A 17,060-nucleotide genomic window follows, 5' to 3' on the forward strand; every position below is an offset into this window, starting at 1 on the left:
TTTTGTCTTTGCAGTCTAAGTGTTATTTATCCCGCTGGCTAGATGGTTTTTATAAATAATCTATCGCTGATATAAGCATTTTAGAAACGGCTAGTTCATGGCAAAAAATTTAAACAAAACACTTGAAGGAGCAATCAAAGCGCAGGGTAGAGAGTGAACCTGTATTAACCCCTCATTGTGTCTTTGCGCTGCTTACGGTCTAAAAATTGCCTTATAAATAGAATTAATCCCTCACAATGTGTGAGGAGATATACAATATTGAGATACGCTTTAAGGAAAACGTAGTTCTTAATATGAAAATAAAAGTGAGGAACGCATGCAGTACGATAGTCATAACAAATTTGCTACCACTACGGTATTTTTGCACTGGTTGGTTGGATTAACCATTATTGGCTTGCTTGCCACTGGGATTTACATGTCGGAAAACGGTGTATATGCACTATACCCCTGGCACAAAGCGATTGGTTTTCTTGTACTCTTTGTCGCACTAGCACGTGTGGTATGGCGCATGAAAAATGGTTGGCCTAGCGCTGCTGCTAACTATAAGCCAATAGAGCATAAATTAGCGTCAGTTGTGCACTGGGTGTTAATTATCGCCACGCTCTTAATGCCAATTTCAGGCTTGATGGCGTCGGTATTGGGTGGGCACGGGCTGTCAGTTTTTGGTCTGGAGGTTTTCGCGCCAAATTATAGTGTTGAAGATCCTGAGAAAACGCTACCGATAAATTACGAGCTTTCCAAAGCAGGTGGCGCTATACACTTCTATCTTGGTTATACCGTTATTGTCGCACTCTTGCTACACATTGCTGGCGCTCTTAAGCATCATTTCGTTGATAAAGATGGCACATTGAAGCGCATGCTAGGCAAAACCATTGGCGAGTAGTGCTTAATATCCTAGTTTTCGTGTATACCTTCGTCATGGTAAAAGTATTTTGACTGAAGTTTGCACCTAGGGAGAACAGGTAGATAACTTTCACGTAGAAGCCGAGCTATTTTTGCTCGGCTTTTTTCTTCAACATTTATTGGCTGCCATTACGTGATGCTGAGTCAGCAAAGAAGAGATAGTCATTGGGCGCTGAGACCTTGTTTTGTTTCGCTTTGTACATGGCAATGTCAGCCAGTTTTATTAACGTACTCATGTCATCGCTCATGGCAGGGAAAAAGGAAACGCCCACACTCATTGAAATAAAGGTTGGCTCTGGGTCGCCGTTAAAGTAGAAAGGTTGCTTCACCCCGTCATTCACTTTTTCTATGGCGCGTTTTACAGAAACTTCGTCTTCAGCTTGAAGTAATAATACAAACTCATCGCCGCCCCAACGTATCGCTACATCGTTTTTGCGAATTTTTTCCTGTAACTGTTCAGCCACAAAGATGAGTACTTCGTCGCCCGCATCATGACCGAAAATATCGTTCACCGCTTTGAAGCCGTTCAGGTCAATTAACGCGAGAGCGAAGTGGTGGTCTTTTCTCATTAACTTCGCAATCAGCTTTTCACCGCCATTGCGATTATAAATACCTGTGAGTGCATCGAAGTCTGCCTGTAAGGCCAGTTTCTGGAGTTCGTGTTTTCTACTAGAAATATCATTCAGCGTCAGCTGATAGTAGCGTTCGCCATCATCAGTGACTAAAGGGCTTGCGATTAGTTGAACCCATGTGGCGTCGTTAGTTTTCTCTGATTTTAGTTTATATTCACCTGTTGCAAACTCATTGCGTGCAAATGCTTCCGAAAGCGAAGTTTTCATTGCAGTAGGCGCTTCAAATAGCTCCTCAAGTAGCTCGCCATAACCTTGCTTTATCTCTAGGCCAATCTTTTCTACCAAGTCGTTGAAGGCCTTATTTCTAAGCTCGATAATTCCATTTTCCGCCATTAACACAGTGGCAGACTTTGCGTTTTCAAAAAGCATTCTGAAACGCTTTTCCAGAAATTCGATTTCTTCCCTAAGTTGACGCTCTTGAGTGAATTGCTCTTCGACTTTGTTTAACAGTTGATTGGTGTCCTGCACCAGCTCGCCTATTTCACTTCGGGAGTGATACTCCGGCATTTCAATTCTTTCTTTTGTGCCTGGAGTAATCTTATGCAGTGAACGACCCACGCGAAGCATAGGAGAGATTATGATGTAGTAGGTAATTATCAACGCAACAATGCCGACAACCACTGCTTCAACATACAATGAATAATTATTGTCAGTACTTATTTTTTTCGCCTGTTCAATAATGTGGGCAAAGTTGGGGTAAACATTGACCTCAGCCAAGGTGTCTTCAGGAATGAATGGGTGCCTCACCAAAAATACCCGAGGCTTGACGTCTTTGCTGATGGCATCGTTCACATTGAATTGATAATACATTGCATCGCTTTTAATAGACGCTGCGAGTATTTTTTCACTTTTAACCAAGCCGTTGATCGCCTCTTTTGCCAGATCTTCATCTTCTAAAAAAGCAGCGATAGACGCCGTTGCGGCAACGGTTTGGTAAAGTTCTTGAATATCGTTGTTCGCTTCACTAATTTCGTGCTCATACGTAGCGCGATAAAAAAATTCGGCGGTCGTAAGTACTACCAGCATAGCAGCAGCTACTAATATGAGTGAAAAACGAAACCCTAAGCCGTGGATGTTAATCAAAGCGGTACACTACCTTCATTTTGTCGGTGACGTATGACTCATATACATAGGCTAAGGCTGACTCATCGTCTTCTAGCCGTTGTTTAACATCTTCTATAGTTTGTTCTATCGCAGGTGGTTTAACACGTCCAGAAAACTTCAGTCTAGACCAATACGCATTAACGCGAGCAAGGGGAAGGCCCACCAGCGATTTATAAAATTGACCTTTTAGCTCGTCATTAAGCTCTATATCGATGGGCGTTGCCTGCCTACCGTTAGGGAAAGCCGAGTACTTGCCCATGAAGAGATCTATAATCCCTTTCTTATCTAAAACCTGCACATCATTGTTTAAGTTAGTAACAACAACGATTTTCTCTTGTGATTGCGCTACTGAGGAAAAGCTATACAAGGCAAGCACGACAGCCAGTAGGGGTGAGAAGTGTTTATAAAAAGTCATCTCCTCCCCCTAAAAGCTGAAACTTAACGCAACAAAGAGAGTGTGAACAACCCCATCTTCATCATCTACAACAAGACCATCTCTGGCGCGTAGGCCAGTTCCTCTAGCTTCAACATCAGTTCGCTCAAGCTGCACTTTAAAGGCTAGGTTTTCTTGCAAATCCCAACGCCATCCGAGAGAAAGTGTTTGTTGATGATGTGCCAAGCTACTCGCTACTTCTTCTACAAAAACGGCTAGTTGAGCAGTGCTCTCGTTTATTGGGAAGCCAGGTTGCTCTTGGCTAAGAAAGTATGTGTCTGTCTTTGCAAATGAGTATAAACCGTAGAATGTATGCGCACCATAAAGATAGCTGAGGTTGAGGAAGCCATTAAAAGAGGGTCTCAACGCAATTGAATTTGAATCGATATATGATAGCTCGCCAGAAAGCTCCCACGCATCAAAATAACGGTTGAAGTAAACGGACGTATAGTGAATGGTTGTATCTTTAAGGCTTACTTCTTTAGCAAAGTCTATGGCGCCGCTCCAAAATGGCTGTAGCTGCGCAACGGAAGCAGCGACAACTGCTAAATCTTCGTCGTCATTGTCCGCTTCGGTTTGGGTGTGTTTAAGAGCAAGGCTCCAGTCGAATGAGACAAATTCAACACCAATTGAACGTAAGTTATTAAACCTAATCGGGTTGTAATCGTCACTAGAAAAGTCACTCTCTCCGCTTCCCCAAAAGCCTTTAATCAATAAATTAAAGTTGTCGTAAGGCTTAGTGTAGCTAATGTCTCCTCCATCAAAGCTTCTTGCGGGAACAATACCGTAAACCTCGGTGGGGACTTTCACCCAAGGATAGGCTATCGACACGTCTCTGGTATCACTGAAGTGAAAAATATCGGCCGCAAGTCTTCCTGCTCTTACTTGCCACGATGGGGTTATATCGTATCTTAGAAAAGCCATCTGGGTTATCGAATCCAGGTTTTGCTCATCTTGCTCTCGATAAACGAATTGACCCACAAAGTCTAGGTTATCAGAAACGCTGTAATCAAGCTGTACGCCAACTAAACTCAAAGGCTTGAATGCAAGGCCGCCTTTTTTCGCCGATTCAGCTTGAGACCGGTCTGAACGAAACTGATACCTGTCAGAATCGGAAGTTGCTGTTGCAACGGTGCCAAAACCACTAACCTTTACGTTCTCTTTTTCAGCAAACGCACTATTAACAATGAGGAAGCTCATCACCATAGCGATAACTGAGAAGGGCTTTTTAATCATCAATGCGTATCCAAATTCAAGCTTGTCTTTGCTAACACCTAAAAATCATACTTTCGAGCTGCTGGTTACAGTAAGAATAGTAAAGAAACAGGAAAACGTATGAAAAGTCAGCTTTTTTTATTTTTTTAACCGAGCGCTTGATAAATGCGAGTGGTATCTTCGAGCGTTGTTTGACCAGCATATCATTTAGCTTGTCGTTACTGTAGGGGGGATTCCTAATATGACTTCTTGTTACCGCTGTTTTTTATTTTCAACAGAAATGTTTGTAAGCGGCTTTCACTGTCTACGGCTCCAATTTGCTTTATAATTCCTGACGTAAAGGAGAAAAAACGTGAATGAATATGCTCGGTATTTTAACGGCTACCCTTCAACTATTGTGGAGCAAGCCTTACAGCTCATTTCCAGCAATCGGCTACAGCGTTATTTACTAAAAAAATACCCAGAGGCCCATGATATAACCACCGACAAATTGCTGTATCAGTACGCGACGGAATTAAAAAAGCGATACTTAAAAAATGCGCCACCGTTTGGGCGCGCCGCGTTTAAAAAGCAAGGTGATATGATAACTAACGCGCTAGGTACGCATACTTACCGTATGCAGGGTAAAACGCGCAAACACGATTTGGCCATTAATAACGATTTACTCTATGCCCCAGAGGCCTTGTTAAAAGCCCTTGTAGTACATGAACTGGCGCACTTTAAAGAAAAAGACCACAACAAAGCCTTCTATAAACTTTGCTGCTACATGGAGCCAGATTATCATCAACTAGAGCTGGATTTACGCTTGTTCTGTGTGGCCGTTTCAATGGGAGAAAACCCATACACGTAACATGTGAACGCCTCATCAGGTATCGCTATGTTTAAACCCGTGTTGAGTACAATTGTCGTGTGCTTGCTATAACTAAATTAAAGCCCAAGCACTGGAATTAACGAGGAGTATTAATGAGCATTGCTAAAATTATGTCTACGCGGGTGGTTAGCGTGCACATGGATGACAGTTTACAGTCATTGCGCGAGCTCTTTGCTGCTACGGGGTTTCATCATTTGGTCGTCGTGCATGACAATAAGCTGCAGGGGATTATATCTGACAGAGACTTGATGAAATCGATTAGTCCTTTTGTAGATACCCTAAGCGAACGAAAGCTTGATCGCGCTACATTGGATAAAAAAGCGCACCAAATCATGACTCGTGAAGTCATTACACTTAACCCAAGTGACTCTGTTTATTCGGCTATTGAGCTTTTTAATACCCATAAAATTTCCTGCATTCCTATTATCGACACGAAAAGGCATCCAGTAGGAATGGTGTCGTGGCGCGATGTGATGAAGTTTATGCAAAGTAGGGTAGAGGCAAAGCGTTAGGTCGGTACTCGTATGTTATTAATAGTGAACACCGCTTGAAAGGGGAGTGGTCTCTCTACCTGCGTTTATAAATTGCGGTAAAGAGACCGTTAGTTTTAAAGCGTTAGCTTTTGCGGTAGCTGACTTTAAACAGCAAACTGTAGAGTACGGGCACAGCGATAAGTGTAAGTACCGTCGCAAAGGCCAGGCCACCCATAATGGTCACTGCCATATCGGCAAAGAAGGCGTCGAACAGCAGCGGCGCCATACCTAAAATGGTCGTTACCGCCGCCAGTGAAACAGGGCGTACACGGCTGATCGTAGCGTCAACAATCGCTTGGCGAATGGCTAAGCCTTCTTCTATCTGAAGGTCAATTTCTTCAATAAGTACAATAGCGTTCTTAATAAGCATGCCAAACAAGCTTAAGAAGCCGAGTAGCGACATAAAGCCAAACGGCATATCGGTACCTAATAGACCAGAGACTACACCAACAATAGCCATAGGTACTACAAGCCAGATAATCAGTGGCTGACGAGCATGACCGAATAGCAATACTGAGATAATAAACATGACTAGGAAGCCAGCAGGCAAGCCCGCGCCCAGCGCTTTTTGTGCATCGCTAGAGCTTTCAAATTCGCCGCCCCATTCTAATGAATATCCAGCTGGAAGTTCTATGTCTTCAATAAGTGGGCGGATTCTCGCTAACGCTTTGGCTGCAGTTTCATCGTCACCCGGCTCAGCTTCTACCGTAATGGTGCGAACGCGGTCGCGACGGTGAATACGCATTTCTTCGGTCATCAACTCCAAGCCCTGAGATACCTGCGTGAAAGGCACATACTGGCGCTGTTGCGTAGACCATACTTGTGATTCACGTATTGATTGAAGCTCGGTATCTTCAGCCTTACCCATCTTTGCAATAATGTTGTAAGCATAATCACCGTCTTGCACCGTACCTAGCTGAACGCCGCTACTTGCATACTGTATGGTCTGGCTAAAGTCACTATGCGAAACGCCAGCAATCCCTGCGTTGTAGTTGTCAAATTGCGTATTAATGGCAAAGCCTTTTTCACGCCAGTTATGTCGAACGTCTTTCACTTGTCCGTCAGCAAAAAGCAGTGCTTTGGCTTCATCCGCCAGTTCGCGAAGTATTTCAGTATCTGGGCCTGAAAAACGGGCCTCAAGTTTTGCACCAGAGCCAGGGCCAAACTGCATGCGCTCCATATAAAAGCTAGCGTCGAAGTCCAGGTCGGTAAGCTTACTCGCAAGCGCGCTTTGAATAGCCGGAATATTATCAAGTTCATTCGCACGAACCATGAAAAAGGCATAGTTTTCGTTAGCACTTTTAGGTGCATAAGTGAGGGTGAAACGATCGGCGCCTTGCCCTATAAAGGTGGTTACAGCCGTGACGTTTTCCATTCCCAAAATACGAGCTTCAGCTTCTTTTGCAATGACTTCGGTGGCACGTATATCTCTATCTTGCGGCCCCCAATAATGCACAAAGAACAGCGGCGCGTTTGACGGAGGGAAGAAGCCTTGTTTTACCATGCCAAAACTTCCATAAGCCACGATAGTAATAACAAACAGTGCACCAATGGTTACCCAACGAAGCTTAAGTGCGCCTAAAAGTGCACGCTTAAACCAGCGTTGCGATGCAGAGAGTTCGTTACCTGTGGTTTGCCCAATACCTTTGCGGTAAAAATACGCGCCAAGCACGGGCACCAAGGTTACCGCTAATACCCAACTTATCATGAGGGAAACCAACACTACGGCAAACAACGAATAAAGAAACTCGCCTGTAGCATCGTTTGAAAGGCCTATGCCTGAAAAAGCCGCAATACCGATAACGGTTGCGCCAAGTAAAGGCCACTGCGTTCGCTTAACAATAAAGCTGGCTGATTCTTTGGCTGTTGAGCCGGTGGCCATGCGCAGCATCATCCCCTCAGCAACTACGATAGCGTTATCTACCAGCATACCCATGGCGATAACCATGGCACCAAGTGATATCCTTTGAAGCTGAATATCCATAAGCCACATGATTAGAATAGTACCAAGTACGGTGACAAGAAGCACAGAGCCAACTACCACGCCTGAGCGCCATCCCATGAACAAACATAGCGTTAAGGTAACAACCGCCACCGACATAACGAGGTTATTTATAAAGCCAGTAACCGATTCGTCGACGACTGAGGCCTGATCGTAAATAGGCGTAAGCGTAATACCGACAGGCAGTTCTTGAAGCAGCTTTTCTACTTTTGCGTTAACACGCTCGCCCACATCAACAATGTTAACGTCGGTCAACGCTGATACTGAAAGCGTAAGTGCTTCTTCGCCGTTGTAGCGTACATGAACGGGCTGTATGTCGGCAGGCTCTAACTTTAGCGTGGCAATATCAGCAACCCGAAGGGAACGGTTTGTGCCAGGCACTACCACTGACAGATTAGATATTTCTTCTAGTCTGTCTGGCGCGCGCTCTACAATTAGGCGCACATTTTTTTCGTCAACTTTAATACGACCGCCGTTGAACGGGCGCAGGTTGTCTTCAAAAAGAGAGGCGAGATCAGGAAATGAAATGCCTAAGCCCGCGAGTTGATAAGGGTTGATATAGGCTACTATCTGTTCTTTTTGAACGCCAGTTACATTTACCTTGGCAACGCCTTCTGTAGTAAGCAGGTCACGTCGAATAATTCGGGCGAATTCTCGAAGCTCCCGGGTATCGAAATCAGGTGCACTTAACGCGTAATAAAGCCCGTAAACGTCACCGAAATCATCAAATACCACTGGGTTTTGTGCACCCGTTGGCAACGAGCTTGCGGTGTCGCGAAGTCGCTTTCTCAACTCATCCCATATCTGTGGTAAGAGGTTACTGTCGTAAGTACTCTTAACTTCAACGGTAATTTCGGAAAGGCCCGGCGATGAAACTGACGTCACTTCCTTTAACTGCGGCATTTGCTGAATGGCAATTTCCAAGCGTTCAGTGACTTCACGTTCTACCTTTTCAGCACTGGCTCCAAGATAGTTGGTGTATACCTTTACCTGTTTGATGGTAAACGCAGGGTCTTCTAAGCGACCAATTTTGCTCATAGCCAAAATGCCGCCTAAAAGCAGGATGACTACCATTAGCCAAATGTTGACGGGCTTATCAATTGAATAGCGTGCGATATCCATAAATTACTTCTCTCCTTGGTAAGGAAGTACTTTCATGTCTGCACGCATTTGTGTTGCTCCAGCAGCAACCACTTGCTGGCCAAGAGTGATTTCACCTTGGCTTTTACCTTCGATAATTGCTAGTTCATTTTCAATATGCTTAACATTTACAGCTCGCTTTGTTACTGCATTCGTTTCTTCGTTGTATACCCATACGGCAAAGCCAGAGTCCTTGTTACCCACAAGTGATCTTACAGGCACAACAAAGCCTTCTGGATAAAGGCTACCTTGTAGGCTGACTTTTACCACTGCGCGGGCGCCTGGCGTTAACGGTAGTTCTTCGCGAGGCTCCATGGCAAACACCACTTCATAAGTTTGCGACACAGGGTCGGGTTGAGTAGAGTGCTCTACATAGTTCACCGGGTACCACTGGCTGCGATTGGTGGCTAATGTGGCGCTGGCTTGTTTTATCCCACGGCCAATATTGGCAGTAAGTAAGCGCTCAGGAACATTTATGTTGAAGTATATTTTAGACACATCTTGCAGGCGAGCAATCGGCGTTCCTGCTGCAACAAAACTGTTATTTTCAACAAGTCGTTGAGATACTTTTGCATCAAAAGGAGCATATAGCTGTGTGTAGCTCAAATCTTGCTCTGCATTTTTTAAGTCGATAACCGCTAGTTCGTAAGATGTTTTTGCAGTATCCAGAGAGCTCTGTGCAACTAGCTTTTGAGCGAACATTTTCTCAATTCTATCAAGCTCTCGTTTGGCCTGATCAAGTCGTGTCGTAGACTCGTCCACGCGTCTTTCGAATGGTTTACGGTCAATAGTGGCCAGTAACTTGCCTTTATTGATATCACTGCCTGTCACCAAGTCAGTCTGGATAAGGCGGCCTGAAACTTCAAAGCTTAAATCGACGGTTTTCACTGCCGATACAACGGCAGGGAAGGTGAATTCGTCAAAATCTGGAATGTTGCTAACCGTAGCGAGTTTGACATAACGAGGTGCAACGTTTGCTTGTTGCTCGGCAGGCTCTTCGGAAGAACATGCACTTAAAGTGGAAACCGATAAAACGCTTAAAAATAAAATGTGAGAGAATCGCATCATGGACATAGGTGTATGTAATCCATAGTCAGGGTAATTAAAGTATAGATGTGTAAACTCAGGTAGTGATGGTATGCACAACGGCAGCAAAGATAGTCATTACCTAAAGTAAACTGGTGAGTGCATTTTAGTGCGGTCACATTGAAAAGTAAACTGTTCGGTGTAAAATGATCGGGTTAATGTAGCGGATAACTAATTTTGAGAATTTCCATATGGTAGGCAACACACGTACGCGTAGCGATATCAAACGCGAAGCCATTATTCAGGCGGCAACACAGGCATTCCAAGAGTTTGGCGTTAACGGCACAAGCATGGATAAGCTGGCTGAACTGGCAAATGTGTCAAAGCGCACTGTGTACAATCACTTTTCTACAAAAGAAGAGCTGGTGATGCATTTGGTTACGCAGCAGTGGCAAACGGCTATTTTAAATATTAATAAAAAGTACGATGCTACGATTCCGCTAGACGAGCAGCTAGAAGACCTTATTTTGCAAGACATTGAGTTTATGGTGAGTGAATCACACCTCGATTTAGCTCGGGTTGCGATTGGCCACTTCTTCTACGAGCCGGAAAAACTAAAAGATGAAGTTGCGCAATTAAAAGCCCAAGAGACGGCTATGCACCGCTGGTTAAAGGATGCCAAAGCCGACAATAAACTCGCGTTTGACGACTTGGATCGGGTTGTCGATGAAATTGATAGCTTAGTAAAAGGGCAGTGCTTTTGGCCTCAGCTGTTCAAAATTGAAGATTCCCTCAGCGATAACGATAAGAAGAGCTTAGCAAAAAACACAGTGGCTTTGATTTTAAGCCGCTATACCAAAGCCTAGTCATTTTAGGCTAAGGGCGACCTTTATCAATATTTGCATTAAACTAAAAGTTTAGTTGCAACAAGTTGCTCCCCTTGCTCTCTGGTAACACTTTTGCACTTCAAAAGTGTTGGGCAAAATGCCGAGCGAAGCCTATTCAGATATAAGGTAGATTAACGATTAAAAGACCGTCCTTTGTGCAAAAAAACGTTGTTCTTATGATTGTAGCTAGATAGTCTCTGAAAATCCTGGCTACCTAGCATTAATGGTTCATGTGGAATGACTGGGTTGTTATTAAATGGAAGTATATTGTGAGCATCGTAGAATAAAGGGCAAATAACAGCTATTTCCCAAGGTTTTCTACTCGCTTGTTTCTCCATAAAGCTAAATCGCAAGTTATAAGCATAAGGGGGTCTATCAGATGTTACTTTCCGTACTGCTAACCCCAGCATGCCCAAGCGCTGAAGTAAATATACTAATGACTCGCCTTGGATTATTTCCTTATCGTCTTTTCTTACTACAAATATTTCATTTTCTCTAAAATATGCGAGTAGCATTTCACGCATCCAAATGTTCGGCCTGGATTGGAATTTTTCCAGTAACTCTTCGAACCCATCATATAGTTTGGAAAAAGTGTCGCTAAAAACCTTCTCTGATTGTAAAGTGAAGTTTTCTATTATTGTTTGAAAATGGCGTGACCAATCTTGCTCATCATAATAACTTTTTATGGTCGATAGCTTTTTTTCATTTACTTCAATGTCTTTAAGTAAATCATCTATTATAGTTAAAAGATGTCTGGGAGTGTAAAACGTGTGTCTAAGAATATAGGAAAATGTGGGCTCTGTACCGCCCAACTTATTATAGACTCTCGGAGGGAAAAGGGATGCCCAAGTATTTGCTGATTCGATTGAATAAATATCACCATCATAGCGGGGCTGTTTTTTCTTGATGTTAAATTCAACCGCAATTCTCTTGTTAACTAACTCTACAAGAGATTGCCCTCCGACCCAAGATAAGCATTCGGTTTTGGTATCTACCCAGTCTTCGCCATATAACCTTGAGTGAAAGAAAACTTCACTTGGAATAGCGATTAGGTAGGACAAGTTTCTTTTGTTTTTAGCTGTAGCAATATTACTTCTAGCACCTAAAGCAATAATTGAGTCTACAAAAAGTCTATCAGATGGTGAAAAAGAGAAGCCAATTCCGTCGATATCATCAAGACATATAAGTAACTTCGTATCTTCGCTTTTCAAGTGCCCATAAAGAGCTTGCTTGAATTCTTTAAAAGTTACGCTACCCACTTTCTTGTTGAGTAGTCTAGCGAAGTTAGGAATGATACTCATTTTCTCTGAGTCACTAATCTCACAAACTATATCAATAGCGCGGCTAATTATAGAGCCTCGATTCATGTGATTAGCCACGAAAAAACTATACATTTTTTCTATATCAGAACCCGGCGGCAAGAACTTTCTTTCTATGTTTGGAAGGATTGCATCGGCAGCCTTTGTCAAAAACAAAAATTCAAGAGTAGATATTACTCCTTCCTCAATCAGTCGCTCGTCCTCAATGGCGTTGATGGATAGATCTGCTAATATTGTAGTCATGGCCTCCTTGAAAATATCGTCTTCTTCAGGCCTTATAATTACTACTTTTCTATCGTGATTTTGTTTTTCTAAGTAGTCAACAATTGTGGACTTACCGCTTCCTTTTCTGCCATAAATTAACCATATATCGTCAGTTTTTAATCCCTCGTAGATGTCGGGTTTTTGCCAAATATATTTGATTTCTCTTTCTTCTAATTCAGATATCTCTTTAGAAAACCTAATTCTCATCGTTCTTCCTTAAACTGACCTAATTCTAGTTATTACCTTAGTGATAATTGTATGATAGTGAATAGCTTGCTGTACAAATAATACACATCTATGGCTGAAATACACAAATCTTAGTTACTCTTTAACTAAGATCTGTTTTTTTAAGGCCCCTAATGCCTCTCCTCATTGCCGAGCATTTGAAGCTTTGCCAAAAATTTTTAGTGATCTCTTAAAGTGGGGTAAGCAGTCTGGTTGGATGAGAGTAAGCATGCTGTGAAGCACCATGCTCTAGAAATTATCAATTTGTTATTGTGCTATTATTATGGATTATCGAGTTTTGCGAAAACTTCTGTATTTGAACAATTTAACCAGGAGGCGATTAGTTTCATTAAAAACGTGAACGTCTGAAAAAGACCATAGCATATAGTGCAAGTGGGTTTGTTGTCATGTACCGCCAAAACAATTTTTTAGGATTCTCAGCTAGCCTGAAAAGCCATTCTAGACCGAGACTTTGCATCCATTTTGGAGCTCTACCATAAGCTCCTGTGACGTAATTGAAGCAACCACCACATGTTATGATTACCTTGGCATGTATCTCATGTCGATTTTCAATTACCCACTGCTGTTCTGTTGGTTTACCTAATCCAACCCATAAAACATCGGGATTATTGTCGTTTATATAGGAAATTATTCGTTTGCTATCCGCTGCCGTGAAATGACCTTTGTGTGTGCCACTAAGTAAAAAGTTAGCATATCGCTTCTGTAAAATGTCGCCGCAGTCTGCGGCAACGCGGTCGTCTCCCCCTAGTAGGAAGTGTTTCAATGGTTTATCGCTAAGAGTGGGAATGTCGGTAATCAAATCCGTTATCGCCATACGCTCTGATATTGTCGAAGGAGAAAAAAGCTTTGAACCAATTACAACACTTTGTCCATCAGCAACTATTGCGGATGCTTGGCTCAATAGGAATAAAAAATTTTTATCTAGAATGCTCATGCTAATACCATGACCATTCGCTTCGAATACGATAAAAGGTGAGCTAGGTTTATTTGTTCCCGTACATACTTCTTCAATAAATTTGACAAACTCTTGTCTTGATGAAGTAACAATAGGTAATCCTGCAACTATCGTAGTGTTTAGATCTCTGTCCATGCTTCTCTATTGTCATTAATGTAATTAAACAAGCTTACTTTCCAGTGGGGGATAGGTGAGGTAGTAAACATTTGAATTTTGTCATTCACTGCTGCTTCGTTATGAGAAACCTTCACTTTTCTATCAAATTTCTTCTCGGTAGGCAGTACAGTTATCGTTTCGTCATAAATCCGCATGATTTCTTTTACGTACTCGAATCTAGTTGCAGTTCCCGAGTTAACTGCGTTGAAAATACCTACTGCCTTTTCTCTGATGAGTTCAAAGGTCATTGCTACCAAGTCATCTACGTATGTTGGATTACCCTTTTGGAAGGGATCACTATACATTACCTTATCCTTTAGATTGTTAGCTTCTTGGATTCTTTTAGCTACAAAGTTTCTATTCGCGGATATACTCCCGCCGAAAAGCCAACCAGTCCTTAAAATAAGTGTGTTGTCATTGTTGGCTAGAGCTTCTTTTTCTCCCGACAATTTACTCATATGATGCACGTTCGTTGGCATCGTTAAGTCGTTTTCGTAGTAGGGACTATTGCCATGCTCGCCATATACACCTGTACTGCTAATGAAAATAAAAGGGATATTCAATAACCGACATGTATGGGCTAAACGAGTAGTATTTAAAACATTATCTCTTAGGCAAATATCAGGAAAGCTCTCACATTCGTCCATGTTAGTATTCGCTGCACAATGAATGAATACAGCATCAGTGTAGTTGCTTAACCTCGATTTTAGGTCACTTAAAGATGCGTTATAGTTGTATTCTTCTTGTTTCAAGGTAAAAACTTCATGTCCGTATTTATAAGCGTTTTGGCTGAACGAGCTGCCTAAAAGGCCGTTTGCCCCTGAAAGATAAACGTTCATTCTTGTTTCCCAAAATAGAAGTCTAATGGTCGGTTTTCCGATTCAGATGGGTTGTGGGCAATTGAAGCGATGTTAAGCACTAGGTTGGAGTTAATGCCGACACCCTCAAAACAAAACCAAATTCCCGGCCTTACCGTTAGCCTTATGTTATTTTTTGATGAAATCATTATTTTGAATATTTCACCACTCTGTGGATGAACAAAGTAAAATAAAACTTCACCGTAACAAGTAATGAGGTTAAGAGTCATCTTAAGATGTTTTTTCCACCCTTTGCGTTCGTTGAAGTTAATCTCTGTAAAATACGCTTCACCAAATGTTGTAAAAGCGGTATTTGAGGCTTTTACAATGTGCCTAATATTTCCTTTTTCATTTTCAATAATTTTTTCTGAGGAAATAAAAACCCATTCTTTAAGTTGATGATTAAGTTCTTGATAATCTAAATCTTTTATTTTTGCGCCCATGCTATTGCTCTCTTATTTGCATACTCTTGATAACGCATAATTTGCAGCAATGTAAAATCTCTCATGTTACTTTCTTTTTGATAATGCTCTACGTACCAATCGCTTACAAAGTCTATACATTCTTCATACTCTAAATTGGGTTGCCAGCTAAGGTGAAACATAGCTTTGTCGCAATTCAGTTTAAGTAACCCTGCTTCATGAAATGGAGTTCTTTCAACTATTGAAAAGGCATCGCTTTGGTCCTCAATACCCCATCGATTTGCGAGTTCGCTGATGAGTTCAAGCACAGTTTTGTTTTGTTCATTTTTAGGACCGAAATTAAAAGCTTGATGATTCAATTTAGATGGGCTTTGTGTGCATTCTGATAAAGCAACTGCTAATGCCAGGTAGCCGCTCAAAGGTTCTAACACATGTTGCCACGGTCGGGTGGCATCTGGGCATCGAATTGTAACTGGCACATTGTTTAGCCAACTTTTAATGCAATCAGGTACGATTCTGTCTTTTGCCCAATCCCCACCGCCTATAACGTTACCTGCCCGGGCGCTAGCTATTTTTATATTTGTCTTATTCTTCAAGAACGATTCAATGTAGGCGTGTAATATAATCTCTGCGGCCCCTTTAGAACCGCTGTAAATGTCTTTTCCACCAAGCCTATCTGTTTCTTTATATCCCCACTCCCACTCTACGTTCTCATAGCACTTGTCTGATGTAATGATAATAGCCGTGCAATTGCCTTGAAATTCAGTTAAGCATTGTAAAATACTTGCTGTTCCTAGGACGTTAGTTTTTATCGTGTCTATAGGATCTTCATATGATACGGAGACCAATGCTTGAGCAGCTAAGTGAAATATAAAATCGGGATTGAACGTTCTAACAACCTCATTTAAGCGTTCAGATTCACATATATCGAATAGGTGATGTTCAATGTCTTTCTCTAAGTTAAGTATTCCAAACATTGAAGGTGAGGTAGGGATGTCTTTAGAAATTCCACATATTTTCGCTCCGACTGAATGCAACCAAGCGGTTAACCAAGTGCCTTTAAATCCAGTGTGGCCGGTAATTAACACTCTTTTACCGCTAAATACTTCGATACTCATCTAGTCTCTCCAAGTCTTCCATGGTGCCTCTCCGGAATCCCAAAGTGCATTTAGCTTGATATTATCTCGCATTGTATCCATTGGGTGCCAAAAACCACTATGCTGAAATGCCATTAATTGATTAGATTGGGCTAGGGACTGAAGGGGATTTTTCTCCCATACACAATCGTCTCCATCGATAAGGTCAATAACGTTAGGGTGCAACACAAAAAATCCACCATTGATGAACGAGCCATCTCCGACGGGTTTTTCTTGAAATTGAGTAACGTTATTTGAGCAAGTCACATCAAGTGCACCGAAACGTCCCGGGGGTTGCACTGCTGTAACCGTTGCCAATTTACCATGCGCTTTATGAAAGTTTATTGTCTCTGTGATATTTAGGTCAGAAACCCCGTCACCATAAGTGAAACAAAAAGCTTCATCATTATTGATATATTTTTGAACTCGCTTTAGTCGACCTCCTGTCATTGAATTTTCACCTGTATCGACTAGAGTAACTTTCCAATCCTCTGCGCGCCCTCGATGTACTTCCATCGAGTTGCTAGCAATATCAAATGTTACATCAGACATATGCAAAAAATAGTTTGCAAAATATTCTTTGATAATATAACTCTTGTATCCGCAGCAGATTATGAATTCGTTTATTCCATGAGCTGAGTACATCTTTAGAATGTGCCATAGAATGGGCATCCCACCAATATCAATCATTGGCTTGGGCTTGATATCCGATTGTTCACTTATTCTTGTGCCGCGACCTCCTGCCAATATTATTGCTTTCATACGCTTCCTTCTTTCTGTCAATAAGGCCATTTCTATATATCTTTTTTAGAATCGCTAGACTAAAGCTAATCGTCAACAAAAACATTTAATGAACTTCTTTTACAACAGTGCGCCACAAAAATCGATTGCACCAAGTTAGCCCCTTTGCCCTTTAATAACCCTTTTGTGAATCACAAGTTTTGGGTAAAAGTGTCAAT

The 17,060-nt window shown here is 42.0% G+C and carries 15 protein-coding genes; 4 read left to right on the forward strand and 11 right to left on the reverse strand.

What is annotated here, in order from left to right:
- Positions 1-316 precede the first annotated feature (316 nt).
- Complete coding sequence (locus tag BZA03_RS01710; protein WP_014948879.1) at positions 317-883, forward strand: cytochrome b; 567 nt, start codon at positions 317-319, stop codon at positions 881-883.
- A 136-nt stretch (positions 884-1,019) separates the two neighbouring features.
- On the opposite strand, the gene BZA03_RS01715 is transcribed toward BZA03_RS01710, so the two are convergent.
- The 3 genes from BZA03_RS01715 to BZA03_RS01725 are packed head-to-tail and all read right to left on the reverse strand — an operon-like array spanning position 1,020 to position 4,308.
- Entirely contained in the window at positions 1,020-2,618 is a 1,599-nt protein-coding gene (locus BZA03_RS01715; RefSeq protein ID WP_110287790.1) for a sensor domain-containing diguanylate cyclase, read from the reverse strand.
- Positions 2,611-3,054, reverse strand: coding sequence for a hypothetical protein (locus tag BZA03_RS01720; RefSeq protein ID WP_014948881.1), 444 nt, complete (start codon positions 3,052-3,054; stop codon positions 2,611-2,613). The genes BZA03_RS01715 and BZA03_RS01720 overlap by 8 nt, the downstream gene beginning before the upstream one ends.
- A 9-nt stretch (positions 3,055-3,063) precedes the next feature.
- Positions 3,064-4,308 (reverse strand): hypothetical protein, encoded by a 1,245-nt coding sequence (locus BZA03_RS01725; protein WP_014948882.1) that lies wholly within the window; start codon positions 4,306-4,308, stop codon positions 3,064-3,066.
- A 331-nt stretch (positions 4,309-4,639) separates the two neighbouring features.
- Between BZA03_RS01725 and BZA03_RS01730 the strand changes: the two genes are divergently transcribed.
- Positions 4,640-5,137 (forward strand): M48 family metallopeptidase, encoded by a 498-nt coding sequence (locus BZA03_RS01730; RefSeq protein WP_014976045.1) that lies wholly within the window; start codon positions 4,640-4,642, stop codon positions 5,135-5,137.
- 113 nt (positions 5,138-5,250) lie between these two features.
- Complete coding sequence (locus BZA03_RS01735) at positions 5,251-5,670, forward strand: CBS domain-containing protein (RefSeq protein ID WP_014948884.1); 420 nt, start codon at positions 5,251-5,253, stop codon at positions 5,668-5,670.
- Positions 5,671-5,773: 103 nt separating this feature from the next.
- Here the strand turns inward: BZA03_RS01735 and BZA03_RS01740 are convergent, their stop codons facing one another.
- Positions 5,774-8,815, reverse strand: a complete 3,042-nt coding sequence (locus BZA03_RS01740) for an efflux RND transporter permease subunit (RefSeq protein WP_110287791.1) — start codon at positions 8,813-8,815, stop codon at positions 5,774-5,776.
- Between the two features lie 3 nt (positions 8,816-8,818).
- Positions 8,819-9,901, reverse strand: a complete 1,083-nt coding sequence (locus tag BZA03_RS01745; protein WP_061485276.1) for an efflux RND transporter periplasmic adaptor subunit — start codon at positions 9,899-9,901, stop codon at positions 8,819-8,821.
- A gap of 209 nt (positions 9,902-10,110) precedes the next feature.
- On the opposite strand from BZA03_RS01745, the gene BZA03_RS01750 reads away from it, so the two are divergent.
- Entirely contained in the window at positions 10,111-10,725 is a 615-nt protein-coding gene (locus BZA03_RS01750) for a TetR/AcrR family transcriptional regulator (protein ID WP_110287792.1), read from the forward strand.
- A 152-nt stretch (positions 10,726-10,877) separates the two neighbouring features.
- Here BZA03_RS01750 and BZA03_RS01755 read toward each other — a convergent pair whose 3' ends face one another.
- The 6 genes from BZA03_RS01755 to rfbF form a co-directional block, all read right to left on the reverse strand.
- On the reverse strand, positions 10,878-12,536 hold the full coding sequence (locus tag BZA03_RS01755; RefSeq protein WP_110287793.1) for a P-loop ATPase, Sll1717 family: 1,659 nt from the start codon (positions 12,534-12,536) through the stop codon (positions 10,878-10,880).
- Positions 12,537-12,903: 367 nt separating this feature from the next.
- Entirely contained in the window at positions 12,904-13,665 is a 762-nt protein-coding gene (locus tag BZA03_RS01760; protein WP_110287794.1) for a WecB/TagA/CpsF family glycosyltransferase, read from the reverse strand.
- Positions 13,650-14,525 carry a sugar nucleotide-binding protein gene (locus BZA03_RS01765; protein WP_110287795.1) on the reverse strand — a complete coding sequence of 292 codons (876 nt, stop codon included), beginning with the start codon at positions 14,523-14,525 and terminating at the stop codon, positions 13,650-13,652. The genes BZA03_RS01760 and BZA03_RS01765 overlap by 16 nt, the downstream gene beginning before the upstream one ends.
- The gene (locus tag BZA03_RS01770; RefSeq protein WP_220018904.1) at positions 14,522-14,986 is read right to left on the reverse strand and encodes a dTDP-4-dehydrorhamnose 3,5-epimerase; all 465 of its coding nucleotides are present in this window, start codon (positions 14,984-14,986) and stop codon (positions 14,522-14,524) included. The genes BZA03_RS01765 and BZA03_RS01770 overlap by 4 nt, the downstream gene beginning before the upstream one ends.
- Entirely contained in the window at positions 14,971-16,083 is a 1,113-nt protein-coding gene (gene rfbG, locus BZA03_RS01775; protein ID WP_110287796.1) for a CDP-glucose 4,6-dehydratase, read from the reverse strand. Before rfbG ends, BZA03_RS01770 begins: the two co-directional genes overlap by 16 nt.
- Complete coding sequence (gene rfbF, locus BZA03_RS01780; RefSeq protein WP_110287797.1) at positions 16,084-16,863, reverse strand: glucose-1-phosphate cytidylyltransferase; 780 nt, start codon at positions 16,861-16,863, stop codon at positions 16,084-16,086.
- Between the last annotated feature and the right edge of the window lie 197 nt (positions 16,864-17,060).

Origin of the sequence: Alteromonas sp. I10, assembly GCF_003201515.1 — a bacterium.
In the GTDB taxonomy this organism is placed as follows: domain Bacteria; phylum Pseudomonadota; class Gammaproteobacteria; order Enterobacterales; family Alteromonadaceae; genus Alteromonas; species Alteromonas macleodii.